The organism is Pseudomonas sp. PSPC3-2, assembly GCF_049897085.1.
Classification (GTDB): domain Bacteria; phylum Pseudomonadota; class Gammaproteobacteria; order Pseudomonadales; family Pseudomonadaceae; genus Aquipseudomonas; species Aquipseudomonas paraveronii.
In genome coordinates, this window is the sequence record NZ_JAFCVO010000018.1 from 1 (window position 1) to 18775 (window position 18775).

The window sequence follows — 18775 nt, forward strand, 5'->3', positions numbered from 1 at the left end:
CCTTGTCCTGGCGATAAAGTCGACTGCCATAAACACCCGCCGATGCCAGAGCAATACATGGCCGAGGGTTCCAGTCGCGTATTTATCAACGGCCAGCCCGCCGTGCGCAGTGGGGATCGGAGCACCTGCGAGGCCAAGGTTGGGACGGTACAGATTTCGCCGAATGTGATCATCGGCGGAGCGCCCGTGGTGGTTCGCGAGATTCGCAGCGGCAAGACGCCCGGTGTCGGGCTGGCGGTGACGGCGCTGCTGACGTTGCGCGGCGGTGGCGCGAAATTCTTCAGCAAGTTGCCGTGCATGGCCGTGGGCGGGCTGGTGTCGTGGGGCAGCGGCCAGGTGAGCAATGCGTTGACCGCTGCGGCCGCAGGTTCGCCCAACCCGGTACACAGCGCCACGGGCGCGAAAGTTCTCGACGGTGAAGACGACGTGGACTTCGCCCTGCCGGGCCTGTTGCCGATCGAGTGGCAGCGTTACTACAGCAGTCGGGATGAACGCCGCGATGGCCTGTTCGGCGCCGGTTGGAGTGTGATCTACGAAGTCTTCGTCGAGACGGGTGGGCTTCCCGAGGGCGGCGAGCGCCTGGTCTACACCGACGAGCAGGCCCGGCAGATCGACATGGGCGTGATCCCCTTGGGCGGCGCGGTGTTCAGCGCGGGCGAAGGCCTGAGCGTGCGGCGCCATGCCGACGGGCAGTTGCTGATTGAAAGCGTCGACGGGCTCTATCGGCTGTTCGAACCAACGCCCGGCAACCCGTCGCACCTGCGCCTGAGCCAGTTAGGGGACCGCAACGACAACCGCATCCTCCTCGACTATGACGCCCAAGGTCGCTTGAGCCGGTTACGCGATTCCTTCAATGATGTGCGAATCGAGCTGGGCTACAGCCAGCAAAAACTCGGGCGGGTCGAGCAGATTGAACGGCTGTTCGCCGACCACAGCCGCGAAACCCTAGTCAGCTATGCCTATGACGCTCATGGCGACCTGGCCGAAGTTCGCGATACTTCCGGGCATCTACAGCGCCGCTTTGCCTACGACAGCGGCCGGCACATGGTCGAGCACCAACGGCCTACCGGGCAGCGCTGCTATTACCAGTGGGCCTGTGTGGACGACGCCGAATGGCGCGTGATCCGACACTGGACCGATGAGGGCGACGACTACCAGTTCGACTATGACCTACACGCTGGGATCACGCGGATTACCGATGGCTTGCAACGGGTCAGCACCCGTCGGTGGAATGCCCAGTACCAGATCACCGAATACACCGACAACCTCGGCCAAACCTGGCAATTCGAATGGAATGACGAGCGCCAGTTGCTCGGTGCCACCGATCCTCAGGGCGGTCAGTGGAGGTTCGGTTACGACGAGTCCGGCAACCTGTGCGAGACGCAAGATCCGTTGGGGCCGATCGAATCCACCTTGTGGCTGCAGCATTGGTCGCTGCCGTTGGTGGAAACCGATGCCGCCGGACAGGCCTGGCAATACCGGTACGACCCGCGCGGCAACTGCGTCAGCGAAATCGATCCACTTGGTCAGACAACGCGCTACCGCTATGACGCGTTTGGCCAGGTGGTGGAAATCATCGACGCCACCGGCAAAAATAAAAAGCTGCGCTGGAACCCATTCGGGCAATTGTCCGAGCATGTCGATTGCTCAGGCCACCCCACGCGCTTTCGCTACGACGAGCGCGGCTATTTGCAGGTCATCACCGACGCCCTCGGCGAACGCACTCAATTCAGCTACAACGCTCAAGGGCGCTTGCTCAGCAGCCAACTGCCGGACGGGCGCACCGAGCAGTATCAGCGTGATGCCAGCGGTCAGTTGGTGGGTTACACCGACCCCGCCGGCCACACCACGCTCTACCAGCACAACCGTCGCGGCCAGGTACGCCAGCGCACCGACGCCCATGGACGACAGGTGCAATTCAGGTATGACAGCTATGGGCGACTGCAAGCGCTGACCAACGAGAACGGCGAACGTTATCGGTTTGCCTGGGATGCCGGGGATCGGTTGACCGAGCAACAAGATCTTGACGGCAGCGCCAAGCGCTACGACTACGACCGGCTGGATAACATCACGATGGTGACCGCCTTCGCGGCACCTTACGGAAACGGCCTGGCCCTGATTCCCGAGACACCTCCCGCCCCCATCGTGCATCGGCTGGAGCGCGATGCGGTTGGCCGGTTGATTGCCAAGACCACCGACGATGGCCGCACCGACTACAGCTACGATGCGGTGGACCAGCTAACCGCCGTCACCTTCACCGACTTGCAGGGCAATACCCAGGCTCTTGGTTTCGCTTACGACGCCTTTGGCCAGTTGCTTGCCGAACAGAGTTCAGCGGGCAATCTGAACCATCACTACGACGAACTCGGCAACCTGATCCAAACGCAACTGCCCGACGGCCGCTGGCTCAATCGCCTGTACTACGGCAGCGGCCACCTGCACCAGCTCAACCTCGACGGCCACGTCATCAGCGACTTTGAACGCGACCGTCTACACCGCGAAGTGCTGCGCACCCAAGGCCAACTCAGCACCCGCAGCGAATACGACCGCAGCGGTCGCCTGCGCGCACGCCAGCGCCGCCACGCCAGCCAGCCCTCGTTGATGCCGGCGGCCGCGCAAAAGCACTTCGAGTACGACCCCGCCGACAACCTGACCGGCAAACTCGACCAGCAACCCACCGCGCAACACCGCCAACTGCTGCACTACGACGCCACCGGCCGCATCATCGCGACCCAGGACAACGTACAAGGCCAGCGCGAAACCTTCGCCTACGACGCCGCCGCCAACCTGCTCGACGGCCCGCAAACCTCAGGCGGCTTGGTGCGCCATAACCGATTGCTGACCTATCAGGACAAACGTTACCGCTACGACGGCTTCGGCCGGCTGATCGAAAAACGCAGCGCCGCACGGGGTTTGCAGCACTTTACCTACGACGCCGAACACCGCTTGATCCAAGTGCGCAGCCAAAAAGGCGAGCGAGAAACGGTCGTGAACATGACCTACGACCCACTTGGCCGACGCATCGCCAAAACCGAACACGACAGCCGGGGTTATGCGCTGGGAGAAACCCGCTTCACCTGGGATGGCCTGCGCCTGCTGCAGGAGCATCGGCATAGTCAAACCAGCCTGTATCTCTATGAGGACGATGGCTATACGCCGCTGGCCCGGGTTGATGGCGTGGGCGAACACCAGAGCGTGCGCTATTACCACAACGACTTGAATGGGTTGCCGGAGCAGTTGACCGAAACCGACGGGCACAACGTCTGGCGCGCGACTTATCGGGTATGGGGCAATACGCTGGAGGAGGTGAGTGAGCCTTACTACATTGAAGAGCAGAACCTGCGGTTTCAGGGGCAGTATCTGGATCGGGAAATCGGGCTGCACTACAACACGTTTCGATTTTACGATCCGGATATGGGGCGGTTTACGACGCCGGATCCGATTGGTCTGGCGGGCGGTCTGAGCCTATACCAATTTGCATCGAACCCAGTTGGCTGGGCTGATCCTTGGGGATGGAAGTGCTGGAGTACTGCTAGGAAAGACCACTGGAAAGAAGGGGCACGTACAGCTCCTAAGGGTAAGTACTCTGCTAAGAATCTGGCGCGGATGTCGGAAGGAAAAGCGCCCAGGATGAAAGTGGAGATCCGTTACCGTGACAGCGCGAGGAATCGAAGACTCAAGCGTGTCGGCACGAAGAGGGAGATAGATATATCGATGGAGCTGAACCATCAATACATTCCTCAGCGCTCCGGCTCGAAGGTCGCTCATGAGGATTGGAATTTGACCAAAACCCCACCTTGGGGGCATGAGTCGATGGACAAGTATCGCCATACTGGTTGGGATGTGGTGAGAGTTGTAAAAACAACCGGGCAATGGTGATACGGAACTTATAGGAGAGAACATGAATGAGTTGACGGATTTTCACGTTTTTTGGGGCGCTGCAATGGGGGTCGCACAAAAGCAATCCGCTTCCATGGAAGCCGATGGCGCAGAGGAATTTGCTCGATCGTTGTATGACGATTATGTAGAGCAAGGCGCTCCAAAAAATAAAAAAAATGGCTGTCTGAGCGCCTTAAAAGTGAGTTTCTTTGTTTGAAAGAAAAACCCGTATGGGTAGGAGAGCCCGCCTGGTTGTATCACCAGGGGCGCCCCATGACCTTTCTACATCAATTTTTAATATCACCTTCGGCGCTGCACTTAGGAGAAAAAATGTCATTGGGCGATACCGTCTATGTGTTTGGCTCAAAACACATCGTCGAAAAATCGAAAGAGAGTGGCTGGACAGTAATCTATCGAATAGCTGTGCAAACATTTGAGGGTGAAACGGTAACGGAAATTTCATAAGTTCAGTTTTGGAAAGGGAATTAAATGAACTTGTTTAATAACTCCCTATGCACAACTGGCACGCCGGCCAACTTCAATGAAATCCGCATGGAGGACAAGAAGGGGTTGGAACAGGTGTATATCCATACCGAGAGGAATCAGGGCATCGTGGTTGAGGTGGATGAGAGCCACTCCGTCGGGCATGACCGGAACAAGCATATTAGGCATGACGAGGTGGGTGAACACCTGCGACTGGTGTGCGGCAGGAGCGTGCTGGAGCTTAATGCCAGCGGGCAGATCAACCTGACGGGAGTGTAGATCAATGCCTACTCTGAGGGGAGCGCTCAAGTGAATACCTGGGGCTAGTTGAACATCAACATCGGAGGTAAAGAGCGCACGAGCCCGATGGACCAAGGGGTTAGATAGCGGTGTGTCTGCCACGGCATGTGCAAGCTGATCCACCGCTATCGGGGGCAAGTCGAACCGTCGCACCGCCCCTTCCACATTTGTTCGGCGTTGTTGTCGCCATGTCGTAAACGCACCTTTGCGTGGCGTCCGTAGGCATTTGACCTATCGGCGCCAGCCCTACCATCGCATCAAAGGGCTCTGCATGGGCCTTAACAATACGAAAGGCTGGGAGAGACGCGATGTTCAGCAAACAAGACCAGATCCAGGGATATGACGACGCACTGCTCGCGGCCATGAATGCCGAGGAGCAGCGGCAGGAAGATCATATCGAGCTGATCGCGTCGGAGAACTACACCAGCAAACGCGTGATGCAAGCCCAGGGCAGCGGCCTGACCAACAAATACGCCGAAGGCTACCCGGGCAAGCGCTACTACGGTGGCTGCGAGCACGTGGACAAGGTCGAAGCCCTGGCCATCGAACGCGCCAAGCAGTTGTTCGGCGCCGATTACGCCAACGTGCAACCGCACTCCGGCTCCTCCGCCAACAGCGCGGTGTACCTGGCGCTGTTGAACGCCGGTGACACCATCCTCGGCATGAGCCTGGCCCACGGCGGTCACCTGACCCACGGCGCTAAAGTGTCGTCCTCGGGCAAGCTGTACAACGCGGTGCAATACGGCATCAACACCGACACCGGCCTGATCGACTACGACGAAGTCGAGCGCCTGGCCGTGGAGCACCAGCCGAAGATGGTGGTGGCCGGTTTCTCCGCCTACTCAAAAACCCTGGATTTCCCACGCTTTCGTCAGATCGCCGACAAGGTCGGTGCGCTGCTGTTCGTCGACATGGCCCACGTCGCCGGCCTGGTGGCTGCCGGTTTGTACCCGAACCCGCTGCCCTACGCCGACGTGGTCACCACCACCACCCACAAGACCCTGCGCGGTCCGCGTGGCGGCCTGATTCTGGCGCGTGCCAACGAGACGATTGAAAAGAAACTCAACGCCGCCGTATTCCCCGGCGCCCAGGGCGGCCCGCTGATGCACGTCATCGCCGGCAAGGCGGTGTGCTTCAAGGAAGCCCAGGAGCCGGGCTTCAAGGTCTACCAGCAACACGTGATCGACAACGCCCAGGCCATGGCCAGCGTGTTTATCAAACGCGGCTACGATGTAGTGTCGGGCGGCACCGATAACCACCTGTTCCTGGTCAGCCTGATTCGCCAGGGCCTCACCGGTAAAGAGGCGGACGCCGCCCTCGGTCGCGCCCACATCACCGTCAACAAGAACGCCGTGCCGAATGACCCGCAGTCGCCGTTCGTGACCTCGGGCCTGCGCATCGGCACCCCGGCGGTGACCACGCGCGGTTTCAAAGTGCCGCAGTGCATCGAACTGGCTGGCTGGATCTGCGACATCCTCGACAACCTCGGCGACGCCGATGTCGAGGCCGACGTGGCCAAGCACGTGTCTGCCCTGTGCGCTGATTTCCCGGTTTATCGCTGAGCGCGGTTTTGGAGTAATGACTATGCAACGCTACTCGGGCTTCGGCCTCTTCAAGCACTCACTCAGCCACCACGAAAACTGGCAGAAGATGTGGCGCACGCCGACCCCTAAAAAGGTCTACGACGTGGTCATCGTCGGCGGTGGCGGGCATGGTCTGGCGACCGCCTACTACCTGGCCAAGGAGCACGGCATCACCAACGTGGCCGTGGTCGAGAAAGGCTGGTTAGGCGGCGGTAACACCGCACGCAACACCACCATCGTGCGTTCCAACTACCTGTGGGACGAGTCGGCGCACCTGTACGAACACGCGATGAAACTGTGGGAAGGCCTGTCCCAGGACCTGAACTACAACGTGATGTTCTCCCAGCGCGGCGTCTACAACCTGTGCCACACCCTGCAGGACATCCGCGATTCCGAGCGTCGCGTCAGCGCCAACCGCCTCAACGGCGTGGACGGCGAGTTGCTCAACGCGCAACAAGTGGCAGACGAAATTCCGTACCTCGATTGCTCGAAGAACACCCGCTACCCGGTGCTCGGCGCCACCGTGCAACGGCGCGGCGGCGTAGCCCGTCACGACGCCGTGGCCTGGGGCTTTGCCCGCGCCGCCGACGCACTCGGGGTGGATTTGATCCAGCAAACCGAAGTGATCGGCTTCCGTAAGGAAAACGGCGTGTGCATCGGCGTGGAAACCAACAAGGGCTTTATCGGCGCCAAGCGCGTCGGCGTGGTCACGGCCGGTAACTCCGGGCACATGGCCTCGCTCGCCGGTTTCCGCCTGCCGATCGAATCCCACCCGCTGCAAGCGCTGGTGTCGGAGCCGATCAAGCCAATTATCGACAGCGTGATCATGTCCAACGCTGTACACGGCTACATCAGCCAGTCCGACAAGGGCGACCTGGTGATCGGCGCCGGTATTGACGGCTACAACGGCTACGGCCAGCGCGGCTCGTACCCGGTGATCGAACACACCATCCAGGCCATCGTCGAGATGTTCCCGGTGTTGTCGCGCGTGCGCATGAACCGCCAGTGGGGCGGCATCGTCGACACCACGCCGGACGCCTGCCCTATCATCTCCAAGACCCCAGTGCCGAACATGTTCTTCAACTGCGGTTGGGGCACCGGTGGCTTCAAGGCCACTCCGGGTTCAGGCAACGTATTTGCCGCGAGCCTGGCCAAGGGTGAAATGCACCCGTTGGCCGCACCTTTCTCCATCGACCGGTTCCACAACGGTGCGTTGATCGACGAACACGGCGCCGCGGCCGTCGCCCACTAACAGGAGAAATTTCCTATGTTGCATATCTTCTGTCCTCACTGTGGCGAACTGCGCTCCGAAGAGGAATTTCATGCGTCCGGCCAAGCGCACATCCCGCGCCCGCTGGACCCGAACGCCTGCACCGATGAAGAGTGGGGCGACTACATGTTCTTTCGCGACAACCCCCGTGGCCTGCACCACGAGCTGTGGATTCACGCCGCCGGTTGCCGTCAGTACTTCAACGCGACCCGCGACACCGTGACTTACGAAATTCTTGAAACCTACAAGATCGGCACCACGCCGCAATTCACCGCCAAGGCTGCTGGAGCGAAGGTATGAGCCAGATCAATCGCCTGTCCAACGGTGGTCGGATCGACCGTAACAAAGTCCTGACCTTCAGCTTCAACGGCCAGAGCTACAAAGGCTTCGAAGGCGACACCCTGGCCGCCGCGCTGCTGGCCAACGGTGTCGACATCATCGGCCGCAGCTTCAAGTACTCGCGCCCCCGCGGCATCTTTGCCGCCGGTGCCGAAGAGCCGAACGCGGTGCTGCAGATCGGCGCCACCGAAGCCACCCAGATTCCCAACGTGCGCGCCACGCAACAAGCGTTGTACCAGGGGTTGGTCGCCACCAGCACCAACGGCTGGCCGAGCGTGAACAACGACGTGATGGGCATTCTCGGCAAAGTCGGCGGCAAGCTGATGCCGCCGGGTTTCTACTACAAAACCTTCATGTACCCGCAGTCGTTCTGGATGACTTACGAGAAGTACATCCGCAAGGCCGCTGGCCTGGGCCGCTCGCCGACCGAAAACGACCCGGACACCTACGACAACTTCAACCGTCACTGCGACGTGCTGGTGGTGGGCGCAGGCCCGGCTGGCCTGGCTGCCGCATTGGCCGCCGCGCGCAGCGGTGCCCGCGTGATCATCGCCGATGAACAGGAAGAGTTCGGTGGCTCGTTGCTCGATTCCCGCGAAAGCCTCGACGGCAAGCCTGCGGATCAATGGGTTGCCAGCGTGATTGCCGAACTCAAAGCCCTGCCGGACGTGGTGCTGCTGCCCCGCGCCACGGTCAACGGCTACCACGACCATAACTTCCTGACCATTCACGAGCGCCTCACCGATCACCTCGGCGACCGCGCCCCGATCGGCCAGGTGCGCCAGCGTATCCACCGCGTGCGTGCCAAGCGCGTGGTGCTGGCGACCGGTGCGTGCGAGCGTCCGCTGGTGTACGGCAACAACGACGTGCCGGGCAATATGCTCGCCGGTGCGGTCTCGACTTACGTGCGCCGTTACGGCGTGGCACCGGGTCAAAAGCTGCTGCTGTCGACCAACAACGACCACGCCTACCGCGTCGCGCTGGACTGGTTAGAGGCCGGCCTGAAGGTGGTGGCCGTGGCCGATGCCCGTCACAACCCACGCGGCGCGCTGGTGGAAGAAGCCCGCGCCAAAGGCATTCGTATCCTCACCGGCAGCGCCGTGATCGAAGCCCGTGGCAGCAAACACGTGACCGGCGCCCGCGTTGCCGCCATCGATGTCAAAGCGCATACCGTCACCAGCCCCGGCGAGTGGTTGGACTGCGATCTGGTCGCCAGCTCCGGCGGCTACAGCCCGGTGGTCCACCTGGCGTCGCACTTGGGCGGCAAGCCGACCTGGCGCGAAGACATCCTCGGTTTTGTACCGGGTGAAGCACCGCAAAAGCGCGTGTGCGTCGGCGGTATCAACGGCGTCTACGGCCTTGGCGATTCCCTGGCGGATGGTTTTGAAGGCGGCGTGCGCGCCGCCAGCGAAGCCGGTTTCGCGCCGGTGCAAGGCACGCTGCCAAAAGCCTTGAACCGCCTGGAAGAACCGACCCTGGCGCTGTTCCAGGTGCCTCACGAAAAAGCCACCGCACGGGCGCCCAAGCAATTTGTCGACCTGCAGAACGACGTCACCGCCGCGGCCATCGAGCTCGCCACCCGCGAAGGTTTCGAGTCGGTGGAGCACGTCAAACGCTACACCGCGCTGGGCTTCGGCACCGACCAGGGCAAGCTGGGTAACGTCAACGGCCTAGCCATTGCCGCGCGCTCGCTGAACGTGACCATCCCGCAGATGGGCACCACCATGTTCCGCCCCAACTACACGCCGGTGACCTTCGGCGCGGTCGCGGGCCGGCACTGTGGGCATATCTTCGAGCCCGTTCGCTACACCGCGCTGCACGCCTGGCATGTGAAGAACGGCGCCGAGTTTGAAGACGTCGGTCAGTGGAAACGCCCGTGGTACTTCCCGCGCAATGGTGAAGACCTGCACGCGGCGGTCAAACGCGAATGCCTGGCGGTGCGCGACAGCGTCGGCCTGCTGGATGCGTCGACCCTCGGCAAGATCGACATTCAAGGCCCGGATGCCCGCGAGTTCCTCAACCGCATCTACAGCAACGCCTGGACCAAGCTCGACGTGGGCAAGGCGCGCTACGGCCTGATGTGCAAGGAAGACGGCATGGTCTTCGACGACGGCGTGACCGCGTGCCTGGCCGACAACCACTTCCTGATGACCACCACCACCGGCGGCGCCGCCCGTGTGCTGCAGTGGCTGGAAATCTACCAACAGACCGAATGGCCAGACCTCAAGGTCTACTTCACCTCGGTCACCGACCACTGGGCGACCATGACCCTGTCCGGCCCCAACAGCCGCAAGCTGCTGGCCGAAGTCACCGACATCGACCTGGACAAGGACGGCTTCCCGTTCATGACCTGGAAAGAAGGCCTGGTCGGCGGTGTGCCGGCGCGGGTGTTCCGCATCTCGTTTACCGGCGAGCTGTCGTATGAAGTCAACGTGCAGGCCGACTACGCCATGGGCGTGCTCGAACAAATCGTTGAGGCCGGCAAAAAGTACAACCTGACCCCGTATGGCACCGAGACCATGCACGTATTGCGGGCCGAGAAGGGCTTCATCATCGTCGGCCAGGATACCGATGGCTCGATGACCCCGGACGACTTGAACATGGGCTGGTGCGTCGGCCGCACCAAACCGTTCTCGTGGATCGGCTGGCGCGGCATGAACCGTGAAGACTGCGTGCGCGAAGAGCGTAAGCAACTGGTGGGCTTGAAGCCGATCGATCCGACGGTGTGGCTACCAGAAGGCGCGCAACTGGTGTTCGACGCCAAGCAGACGATCCCGATGAAGATGGTCGGCCACGTCACTTCCAGCTATGCGCATAACTCCCTGGGTTATTCGTTTGCGATGGCGGTGGTCAAGGGCGGCTTGAAGCGCATCGGCGAGCGGGTGTTTTCGCCCCAGGCCGATGGCAGCGTGATCGAGGCGGAGATTGTGTCTTCGGTGTTCTTCGATCCGAAAGGCGAACGCCAGAACATCTGACGGACCGAGTCGCCTGCATCGGGGGCAAGCCCCTCCCACATTTTGAAATGCATTCCCCTGTGGGAGGGGGCTTGCCCCCGATGAGGCCAGAACAGTCACCACAGAATTCAAACAGGTGCTTTATGACAGCAGCCAACGTTTACCCACAACGCCCCACCACCGGCGCCAAGGCCGAGTCGTCGCTGCACCATGCCGACCTCGCCAGCCTGATCGGCAAGGGCCGCAAAAATGCCGGCGTGACCGTGCGTGAAAAGAAACTCCTCGGCCACCTGACCCTTCGCGGTGATGGTCACGATGCTGCGTTTGCGGCCGGCGTCCACAAAGCCCTGGGCATCGAACTGCCCGGCGCCCTGAGCGTGATCGTCAAGGGCGACACCAGCCTGCAATGGCTCGGCCCGGATGAGTGGTTGCTGGTGGTGCCGAGCGGTGAAGAATTCGCCGCCGAACAAAACCTGCGCGCCGCCCTGGGCGATCTGCACATCCAGATCGTCAACGTCAGCGGCGGTCAGCAGATCCTCGAACTGCGCGGCCCGAACGTGCGCGACGTGCTGATGAAGTCCACCAGTTATGACGTACACCCCGACAACTTCCCGGTGGGCAAGGCGGTGGGCACGGTGTTCGCCAAGTCGCAATTGGTGATCCGCCATACCGCTGAAGACACCTGGGAGCTGGTGATTCGTCGCAGCTTCTCGGATTACTGGTGGTTGTGGTTGCAGGATGCCTCGGCCGAATTCGGCCTGAGCGTTCAAGCCTGAGGAGTGACCCATGAGCCGCGCACCCGATACATGGATTTTGACCGCCGACTGCCCCAGCGTGCTCGGCACGGTGGACGCGGTCACCCGCTACCTGTTCGAGCAGGGGTGCTACGTCACTGAGCACCACTCGTTCGATGACCGGTTGTCAGCGCGCTTTTTTATCCGCGTGGAGTTTCGCCAGCCGGACGGTTTCGATGAACAAGCGTTCCGCGACGGCCTGGCCGCGCGCGGGCAAGCGTTTGGGATGATCTTCGAGCTGACGGCGCCGAACTACCGGCCCAAAGTGGTGATCATGGTGTCGAAGGCTGATCACTGCCTGAACGACTTGCTGTATCGCCAGCGTATCGGCCAACTGTCGATGGACGTGGTCGCGGTGGTGTCCAACCACGCCGATCTGAAACCGTTGGCCGACTGGCACCAGATCCCCTACCACCACTTCGCCCTCGACCCCCACGACAAACCGTCCCAGGAGCGTCAGGTGTGGCAAGTGATTGAACAGACCGGCGCCGAACTGGTGATTCTTGCGCGCTACATGCAAGTGCTGTCGCCGGAGCTGTGCCGCAAGCTCGATGGCAAGGCGATCAATATCCACCACTCATTGTTGCCGGGGTTCAAGGGTGCCAAGCCGTATCACCAGGCGTACAACAAGGGCGTGAAGCTGGTCGGCGCGACGGCGCATTACATCAACAACGACCTGGATGAAGGCCCGATCATCGCCCAGGGCGTGGAAGTGGTGGATCACAGTCACTATCCCGAGGACTTGATTGCCAAGGGGCGCGATATTGAAGGGCTGACCCTGGCCAGGGCGGTGGGGTATCACATTGAGCGGCGGGTGTTTTTGAATGCCAATCGAACGGTGGTGCTCTGACTGACGCCATCGGGAGCAAGCCCCCTCCCACATTTTGATTTGTGAACACATTCAACTGTGGGAGGGGGCTTGCTCCCGATAGGGCCATTACTAACAACGCAAAAACAGCATCTGTACCCGAGCACTCAACGCGCTGCCCACCCACGGGCAACGCGCTTCCATAAAAACAACAGCGAGGTGAAAGCATGTCTGGTAATCGTGGTGTCGTGTATCTCGGCAACGGCAAGGTCGAAGTACAGAAAATCGACTATCCCAAAATGCAGGACCCGCGTGGCAGGAAGATTGAACACGGCGTCATCCTGCGCGTGGTCTCCACCAACATCTGCGGCTCCGATCAACACATGGTGCGCGGCCGCACCACCGCCCAGACCGGCCTGGTGCTCGGTCACGAGATCACCGGTGAAGTGATCGAGAAGGGCAGCGACGTCGAGAACCTGAAAATCGGCGATCTGGTGTCCGTGCCCTTCAACGTCGCCTGCGGCCGCTGCCGCTCCTGCAAAGAGCAACACACCGGCGTGTGCCTCACCGTCAACCCGGCCCGTGCCGGTGGCGCTTACGGCTATGTCGACATGGGCGACTGGACCGGCGGCCAGGCCGAATACGTGCTGGTGCCCTACGCCGACTTCAACCTGTTGAAACTGCCGGACCGCGACAAGGCCATGGAGAAAATCCGCGACCTGACCTGCCTCTCCGACATCCTGCCCACCGGCTACCACGGCGCCGTCACTGCCGGCGTTGGCCCAGGCAGCACCGTGTACATCGCCGGTGCCGGCCCGGTCGGCCTGGCCGCTGCCGCCTCCGCGCGCCTGTTGGGCGCGGCGGTGGTGATCATCGGCGACGTCAATTCCATCCGCCTGGCCCACGCCAAGGCGCAAGGGTTTGAAGTGGTCGACCTGTCCACCGACACCCCGCTGCACGAACAAATCGCCGCCCTGCTCGGTGAGCCGGAAGTGGACTGCGCCGTCGACTGCGTGGGCTTCGAAGCACGCGGCCACGGGCATGACGGCGCCAAGGCGGAGGCCCCGGCCACCGTGCTCAACTCACTGATGGGCGTGGTGCGCGTGGCGGGCAAGATCGGCATCCCCGGGCTGTACGTCACCGAAGACCCAGGCGCCGTCGACGCCGCTGCGAAAATGGGCAGCCTGAGCATCCGCTTTGGTTTGGGCTGGGCAAAATCTCACAGCTTCCACACCGGGCAGACGCCGGTGATGAAGTACAACCGCCAACTGATGCAGGCGATCATGTGGGACCGTATTCACATTGCCGACATCGTGGGGGTTGAGGTGATCAGCCTGGATGACGCGCCGCGTGGGTATGGCGAGTTTGATGCGGGTGTGCCGAAGAAGTTTGTGATTGATCCGCATAAGTTGTTCAGCGCGGCGTAAATGCCAGAGCAAAAAATAAGGGCGCCCCGACGGGCGCCCTTATCAATTAGAGTGGGGTCGAGAGTCTAAGGTTAGCGGTCGATTTTATAGTTTCTGGCTCGCCCTTCTCATTTGTCCACGGTACTTCAATTATTTTTCCGCCGTAGTTGCAGAATAGTTTTCCGTTAGCCTCCTGAGCAGTCTCTGCTTTTAGTTCGTACTTGTCTTCAAGGTAAGTGTCGTTGGAACCGTGTACTTCACCTGTCCATTGTTTTCCGCCAGAGGAGGCTTTGTATTTAAATGCATTGGCAAATTCTCCTCTTACGGCGTCTTTGACTTTCTCAGTCGCGACGACGGGGTCAGTGTCTTTGAAAGGAACTGCCGTTATGTCCTCGACTTTTGGGCAGATACTGATATCCGCAGCATAAGCGCTCCCAGTAAAAGCCATGATGGCCAACATTCCCAACGTAAGTTTAGAGTTCATCTCAATGTCCCGGATTGATTTGGGAACTCAATTCTAGATAGACGGGTTGGCTGTTGATACTGTGAGAGTTGACAGTTGGCTATGGCTTTTTTGCATGGGGGATATTTCTTTTTGTTTGGTTGTATCTGTTGTTGGCGTTTCAGGCATGGGCTAAATAACTCCAGGCGGACGCTGACAATACGTTAGTCATTTGAGCGTTGTGAGGCGCAGGTAGGGGTCGACCCCCTCGCCGTTTTTTATCAAGCGCTTTGCACCGTAATCACAATGAACCTTGTCGTCCCGTTCGTTGATGGCTTCTGCCTTTAGTGCATATTCTGAGTCCAGATAGTCATCGTTGGTCCCTGCCGTTTGCCCCGACCACGTTTTGCCATTGGCATTGGCGGTGTATTGATAGCCTTCGCCATACGGTGGGGGCAGGGCGGGGTCTGTGTAGGCTTTGGATTGGATGTTGCTGGGGGCGGGGCACTGGTCTATATCGGCGGGTGTGTGTTTTTGCTGTGCGCTGAATAGGTTGAAGCCTGAGAAAAGGTTGGGTATCAATCCGATCATGATCGTTACAGCTCCTGTCTGGGTGAGCCTGTGAGAGGCTGTTTTGAGCGAGCTGTCACGATGTTCAGGTTTCGTAGAGTTGCTTACCCTAGGCAGGAGAAAGGGCGACAGGGCGTCGCCCCTTTTGCCTCTGGTGTTTAAGCCTGCAAGCGCCGGCTGATCACGTCGAGCAAATCACACCCATCGCGCAACGGAATGGCACAAAGCAGGGCGAAGTCCTGGAGGACGATCGTGTCGGTTTGCAGGCCTTCGCGAAACGCCAGGTTTTCCATGACTTGGGTCACTGCGCGGATGCGGTAGACGGCGGCGTCGTGGAGGACGTCGAGGGGGACTTGGGTGTCGATGAGCAGGGAAGGGGTGGTGCTGTCGTGGCCGGTGAGCGGCATGTATCGGTTCATGTTTTAACCTTTATTCCAGAGAGTGAGGCTGCTACTCACACGTCGCCAAACGAATGGGTGGCAGCTATACGCAGGTTGGCGAACCGGGGAATAAAGCAAAGCCGGCAGACCCGTAGGTCTCCCGCGTACAGCCGCCATAGAGCAGCTTTGCGCGTGCAAAAAAACCTACAAAGGAGCAGGTGCTTTTGCATGCTTTATATCCATCGAGTCGCCAAACCCGTGTCGCCATGTGGACGACCGCCGAACTATAAGCGCCATCCTTCGCCGGGAGCAAGTCGCCTGGGCGCCGACGATCAAATGTGGGAGTGGGCTTGCCCGCGATAGCGGTGTGACAGTCCCTGCAACATTGACTGAAACTCCGCTATCGCGGGCAAGCCCACTCCCACAGGGTTTTGTGGTGCCTGTGGCTTAGCGAGTCGCCAGCGCGCCTTGATACACCGTCGGCCCGGTCGGTTGCTTGCTCACCGACCCACCCTTGGTTTCCGAACTCACCATCAAGTCCACCGGTTTGCTGATGGACTCCTGCTGGCGTGGGTTCAAGCCGATGATGCCTTTGCCATCTTCGGGCAACAGGCCGAGGGACACCGGTGCGCCGTCTTCGGGAATCGCCCACAGTTCCAGGCTTTGATCAGGAGCGGGCGCCGTCGAGGCGATCGGCTGCACTTCCAGGTAGTCCTTGTGGGCCATGATCTGCGCCGCCGGCTGCTGGGTGGTGGTCACCAGCGTGGCGGAGGATTTGACGGTGTCCTGGGTGTAGAGCGCGGCGCCGATGCCGGCAGCCACTACCGCGCAGGCGCCGATGAACAGGCGCGGGCGGCTCCAGAATGAAGGCTTGTGATCAATCACTTGGGGGTGGATCGCAGTCATAAGTCGCTTCCTGACAAATTTTGTAGTCAGTTCATGGACCGGTGTATCACAGTTGGGTTCCGGAGCGGGTTTGGAACAAGTGACGCAAAGGCCAGTCAAACGCCTGCTTTTACCCCTACATCCTGAGGTTGTTTCGATGAAGATTTCACGCGGTTTCGCCCTTTCCTGCCTGATGACCCTGGCAGCCGGCCCGGTGTTCGCCGCCGGATTCAGCCTTGGCGACGCGGCCAATGCGATTTCCGGTATGCAGGGCGGTAACAACAAAGCCGCTGCCGCCGCGCCGTCGTCCGAGACGGCCGGTTTGCTGAGTGCCCTGACCTCACAATTGAATGTCACCCCCGAGCAAGCCGTCGGCGGCACCGGTGCCATGCTCGGCCTGGCCAAGAACCAACTGAGTGGCTCCGACTATTCGCAACTGGGCAAAAGCGTGCCGGGCCTCGATCAACTGTCGGGCAGCAATGCGTTGGGCAGCCTCGGCGCCTTGAGTGGGATGCTTGGCCAGAGCGGTGGCAGCAAGACCAGCGGCTTGGACGGCCTGCTGGGTAACGTGAAGAACACCAACGACCTGAACACCGCGTTCAGCGCGCTGGGCATGGACAGCGGCATGGTCGGCCAATTTGCCCCGGTGATCCTGCAATACCTGGGCGGCCAGGGTGCCAACAGTTCGCTGCTGGGCAAACTGGCCCAGGCTTGGGGCACCGGTAGCTAAGGGCGTTGCCCGCATTTGGTCAGCACCTTTTTGGCAATACGACGCAACATCTCTCGAGGAACCGTGTGGGACGTTTCACCACCTACGCAGACCGCTCCAGGAAAATTAACCCTCCTGGAGTGGATTCTTCAATCCAGTTAGGTAGGAATCGTCCATGAACATCGTTAACACCTTCAGCACTCTCGCTAACGCTGCATATCTCCAAGCAACTACCCATAAGCCCGCTGCTGCAGAGCAAGAAAAAGCGCCTGTCCACGCGAGCCAGGAGCAGGCTGATGCGGTGAACAATCACGACACCGTCGAAAGACAGCACCAATGGCGTACCGGCGATAATTCGGCCACGTGGCCTAAACGTTCGTAACGGTTACGTTGGCAATCAGGCTTCAGCAGTTGTGCTTCGCAGTTGCTGAATCCGCTGATCCTTCTCCCTCCAGAGCTGGTTGACCCAGTTCTGCACGGCCTGGCGAAACGCCGGGTCGTTTTCGTAGTCCCCCTGCCATAACGCCGGGTCCAGTTCACGGGTGCGGATGTCGATGATCACCTTCGGCACCGCGCCGCTGATCAAGTCCCAGAACCCCGGAATCTTCGCTTGCGGATAGACCACGGTGACGTCGAGCACCGCGTCCAGTTGTTCGCCCAGCGCCGCCAATACGAACGCCACGCCACCGGCCTTGGGCTTGAGCAGGCGGGTAAACGGTGAGTGTTGCTGGGCATGCTTGGTCGCGCTGAAGCGTGTGCCTTCCAGATAGTTGACCACCGTCACTGGCTGGCGCTTGAACAGCTCGCAGGCCTGCCGGGTGATCTTCAGGTCCTGGCCCGCCAGTTCCGGGTGCTTGGCCAGGAACGCCTTGCTGTAGCGCTTCATGAACGGATAATCCAGCGCCCACCAGGCCAGGCCCAGGAAGGGCACCCAGATCAGTTCTTTCTTCAGGAAGAACTTGAAGAACGGCGTGCGGCGGTTGAGGGCCTGGATCAGCGCGGGGATATCGACCCAGGATTGGTGATTGCTGATCACCAGATAGGAGGTGTCACGACGCAGGTCGTCTGCGCCGCGAATGTCCCATTGGGTCGGGATGCACAGCGCGAAGATCAGTTTGTCGATTTCGGCCCAGGTCTCGGCGATCCACATCACGGCCCATGACGCGTCATCGCGATAGCGCCCGGGGGCGACCAGTTTGAGCAGGGCCAACACCGTCAGCGGTCCGATCAGGACCAGGGTGTTGAGCAGGAGCAGCAGTGAGACGAAACAGCCGGTGAGCAGGCGGCGCATAAGTAACTCTTGGAATCCTGTGGGCAGGCCATGATAAGAGAGCGGCGTCTAGAGGCCAAATCGCAAATCGCCCCACGAATGTTTCACAATGTGCCGGGTATGGTCGTAGAACTAACTAAGTGCTGCCTTTGCGGTCTAGAATTCGCCCACTTCTTTCCGAGGAAATCACTTCGTGAAACTGCTCCTTGCCTCGCTCGCCCTGGCGGCCTTGCCGGTCATGGCCGCCGAACCGACCCTTTACGGTCGCTACGAATACATCCAGTTGCCGGAGATCGGCGAAACCTTCAAGGCCAAGATGGACACCGGCGCGCTGACCGCCTCGCTGTCGGCCCGTGACATCGAGACCTTCACCCGTGACGGCGACGACTGGGTGCGCTTTCGCGTTGGCGGCAAGGATGCTGGCAACAAAGTCTACGAACACAAGGTAGCGCGCATCAGCAAGATCAAGAGCCGCGCCGACGAAGACGAGGACAAGGAAGAAGCCACCGTGGCCACGCGCCCGGTGATCGACCTGGAAATGTGCCTGGGCAACGTCAAGCGCACCGTCGAGGTCAACCTCACCGACCGCAGCAGCTTCAACTACCCGCTGCTGATCGGCGCCAAGGCCCTGCGTGAGTTCGGCGCAGCGGTGAACCCGGCGCGTCGCTACACCGCTGACAAACCGGACTGCTGACGGACCGCC

General features: G+C 60.6%; 18 protein-coding genes and 1 pseudogene. 14 read left to right on the forward strand and 5 right to left on the reverse strand.

All coding sequences use genetic code 11. The features are described 5' to 3' along the window. From ACP7CJ_RS23715 to fdhA, 11 genes and pseudogenes are all read left to right on the forward strand, one after another. Positions 1 to 3879: RHS repeat-associated core domain-containing protein (locus tag ACP7CJ_RS23715; RefSeq protein ID WP_426102260.1), on the forward strand; the 3879-nt coding region annotated here is incomplete at its 5' end. 22 nt (positions 3880 to 3901) lie between these two features. Next, on the forward strand, positions 3902 to 4096 hold the full coding sequence (locus ACP7CJ_RS23720; RefSeq protein WP_426102262.1) for a hypothetical protein: 195 nt from the start codon (positions 3902 to 3904) through the stop codon (positions 4094 to 4096). A gap of 56 nt (positions 4097 to 4152) precedes the next feature. After that, complete coding sequence (locus ACP7CJ_RS23725) at positions 4153 to 4344, forward strand: hypothetical protein (RefSeq protein WP_426102264.1); 192 nt, start codon at positions 4153 to 4155, stop codon at positions 4342 to 4344. A 57-nt stretch (positions 4345 to 4401) separates the two neighbouring features. Then, positions 4402 to 4557: pseudogene (locus tag ACP7CJ_RS23730) on the forward strand (bacteriophage T4 gp5 trimerisation domain-containing protein); the annotation flags it as partial. Between the two features lie 413 nt (positions 4558 to 4970). After that, entirely contained in the window at positions 4971 to 6224 is a 1254-nt protein-coding gene (locus tag ACP7CJ_RS23735; protein ID WP_247403722.1) for a serine hydroxymethyltransferase, read from the forward strand. Positions 6225 to 6246: 22 nt separating this feature from the next. Then, a complete protein-coding gene (locus ACP7CJ_RS23740) occupies positions 6247 to 7497 on the forward strand; it encodes a sarcosine oxidase subunit beta (protein ID WP_003176546.1) in 1251 nt (416 codons plus the stop codon). A 15-nt stretch (positions 7498 to 7512) separates the two neighbouring features. Further along, the gene (locus tag ACP7CJ_RS23745; RefSeq protein ID WP_276195207.1) at positions 7513 to 7815 is read left to right on the forward strand and encodes a sarcosine oxidase subunit delta; all 303 of its coding nucleotides are present in this window, start codon (positions 7513 to 7515) and stop codon (positions 7813 to 7815) included. Then, positions 7812 to 10829 (forward strand): sarcosine oxidase subunit alpha, encoded by a 3018-nt coding sequence (locus ACP7CJ_RS23750; protein ID WP_426102266.1) that lies wholly within the window; start codon positions 7812 to 7814, stop codon positions 10827 to 10829. Before ACP7CJ_RS23745 ends, ACP7CJ_RS23750 begins: the two co-directional genes overlap by 4 nt. 122 nt (positions 10830 to 10951) lie before the next feature. Beyond that, entirely contained in the window at positions 10952 to 11584 is a 633-nt protein-coding gene (locus ACP7CJ_RS23755; RefSeq protein WP_426102268.1) for a sarcosine oxidase subunit gamma, read from the forward strand. 10 nt (positions 11585 to 11594) lie between these two features. Beyond that, positions 11595 to 12452, forward strand: a complete 858-nt coding sequence (gene purU, locus ACP7CJ_RS23760; protein WP_247407268.1) for a formyltetrahydrofolate deformylase — start codon at positions 11595 to 11597, stop codon at positions 12450 to 12452. Positions 12453 to 12637: 185 nt separating this feature from the next. Then, complete coding sequence (gene fdhA, locus ACP7CJ_RS23765) at positions 12638 to 13837, forward strand: formaldehyde dehydrogenase, glutathione-independent (RefSeq protein ID WP_048722231.1); 1200 nt, start codon at positions 12638 to 12640, stop codon at positions 13835 to 13837. Positions 13838 to 13883: 46 nt separating this feature from the next. Here the strand turns inward: fdhA and ACP7CJ_RS23770 are convergent, their stop codons facing one another. From ACP7CJ_RS23770 to ACP7CJ_RS23785, 4 genes are all read right to left on the reverse strand, one after another. Next, positions 13884 to 14300, reverse strand: coding sequence for a hypothetical protein (locus ACP7CJ_RS23770; RefSeq protein ID WP_426102270.1), 417 nt, complete (start codon positions 14298 to 14300; stop codon positions 13884 to 13886). Positions 14301 to 14486: 186 nt separating this feature from the next. Next, complete coding sequence (locus ACP7CJ_RS23775) at positions 14487 to 14849, reverse strand: hypothetical protein (RefSeq protein ID WP_426102272.1); 363 nt, start codon at positions 14847 to 14849, stop codon at positions 14487 to 14489. Between the two features lie 137 nt (positions 14850 to 14986). Then, on the reverse strand, positions 14987 to 15247 hold the full coding sequence (locus ACP7CJ_RS23780; protein ID WP_247404332.1) for a hypothetical protein: 261 nt from the start codon (positions 15245 to 15247) through the stop codon (positions 14987 to 14989). A gap of 408 nt (positions 15248 to 15655) precedes the next feature. After that, entirely contained in the window at positions 15656 to 16114 is a 459-nt protein-coding gene (locus ACP7CJ_RS23785) for an anti-sigma factor domain-containing protein (protein WP_426102274.1), read from the reverse strand. A 136-nt stretch (positions 16115 to 16250) separates the two neighbouring features. Here ACP7CJ_RS23785 and ACP7CJ_RS23790 point away from each other — a divergent pair, with 136 nt between their 5' ends. Then, positions 16251 to 16823, forward strand: coding sequence for a DUF2780 domain-containing protein (locus ACP7CJ_RS23790; RefSeq protein ID WP_247404327.1), 573 nt, complete (start codon positions 16251 to 16253; stop codon positions 16821 to 16823). A 154-nt stretch (positions 16824 to 16977) separates the two neighbouring features. Beyond that, positions 16978 to 17184: a hypothetical protein gene (locus ACP7CJ_RS23795; protein WP_426102276.1), complete on the forward strand. Its 207-nt coding sequence runs from the start codon at positions 16978 to 16980 to the stop codon at positions 17182 to 17184. A gap of 15 nt (positions 17185 to 17199) precedes the next feature. Here the strand turns inward: ACP7CJ_RS23795 and ACP7CJ_RS23800 are convergent, their stop codons facing one another. After that, a complete protein-coding gene (locus ACP7CJ_RS23800) occupies positions 17200 to 18093 on the reverse strand; it encodes an acyltransferase (RefSeq protein WP_276195198.1) in 894 nt (297 codons plus the stop codon). Positions 18094 to 18265: 172 nt separating this feature from the next. Here ACP7CJ_RS23800 and ACP7CJ_RS23805 point away from each other — a divergent pair, with 172 nt between their 5' ends. Continuing rightward, positions 18266 to 18766: an ATP-dependent zinc protease gene (locus tag ACP7CJ_RS23805; RefSeq protein WP_426102278.1), complete on the forward strand. Its 501-nt coding sequence runs from the start codon at positions 18266 to 18268 to the stop codon at positions 18764 to 18766. Positions 18767 to 18775: the final 9 nt, after the last annotated feature.

Excerpts from the sequence above, each read along its gene's own strand:
- ACP7CJ_RS23725 (WP_426102264.1), top strand. The coding sequence starts at position 4,153 with ATGACCTTTCTACATCAATTTTTAATATCACCTTCGGCGCTGCACTTA.
- ACP7CJ_RS23720 (WP_426102262.1), top strand. The coding sequence starts at position 3,902 with ATGAATGAGTTGACGGATTTTCACGTTTTTTGGGGCGCTGCAATGGGG.
- ACP7CJ_RS23780 (WP_247404332.1), bottom strand. The coding sequence starts at position 15,247 with ATGAACCGATACATGCCGCTCACCGGCCACGACAGCACCACCCCTTCC.
- ACP7CJ_RS23775 (WP_426102272.1), bottom strand. The coding sequence starts at position 14,849 with ATGATCGGATTGATACCCAACCTTTTCTCAGGCTTCAACCTATTCAGC.
- ACP7CJ_RS23750 (WP_426102266.1), top strand. The coding sequence starts at position 7,812 with ATGAGCCAGATCAATCGCCTGTCCAACGGTGGTCGGATCGACCGTAAC.
- ACP7CJ_RS23740 (WP_003176546.1), top strand. The coding sequence starts at position 6,247 with ATGCAACGCTACTCGGGCTTCGGCCTCTTCAAGCACTCACTCAGCCAC.
- ACP7CJ_RS23755 (WP_426102268.1), top strand. The coding sequence starts at position 10,952 with ATGACAGCAGCCAACGTTTACCCACAACGCCCCACCACCGGCGCCAAG.
- ACP7CJ_RS23795 (WP_426102276.1), top strand. The coding sequence starts at position 16,978 with ATGAACATCGTTAACACCTTCAGCACTCTCGCTAACGCTGCATATCTC.
- ACP7CJ_RS23735 (WP_247403722.1), top strand. The coding sequence starts at position 4,971 with ATGTTCAGCAAACAAGACCAGATCCAGGGATATGACGACGCACTGCTC.
- ACP7CJ_RS23790 (WP_247404327.1), top strand. The coding sequence starts at position 16,251 with ATGAAGATTTCACGCGGTTTCGCCCTTTCCTGCCTGATGACCCTGGCA.
- ACP7CJ_RS23745 (WP_276195207.1), top strand. The coding sequence starts at position 7,513 with ATGTTGCATATCTTCTGTCCTCACTGTGGCGAACTGCGCTCCGAAGAG.
- purU (WP_247407268.1), top strand. The coding sequence starts at position 11,595 with ATGAGCCGCGCACCCGATACATGGATTTTGACCGCCGACTGCCCCAGC.
- ACP7CJ_RS23800 (WP_276195198.1), bottom strand. The coding sequence starts at position 18,093 with ATGCGCCGCCTGCTCACCGGCTGTTTCGTCTCACTGCTGCTCCTGCTC.
- ACP7CJ_RS23785 (WP_426102274.1), bottom strand. The coding sequence starts at position 16,114 with ATGACTGCGATCCACCCCCAAGTGATTGATCACAAGCCTTCATTCTGG.
- ACP7CJ_RS23770 (WP_426102270.1), bottom strand. The coding sequence starts at position 14,300 with ATGAACTCTAAACTTACGTTGGGAATGTTGGCCATCATGGCTTTTACT.
- fdhA (WP_048722231.1), top strand. The coding sequence starts at position 12,638 with ATGTCTGGTAATCGTGGTGTCGTGTATCTCGGCAACGGCAAGGTCGAA.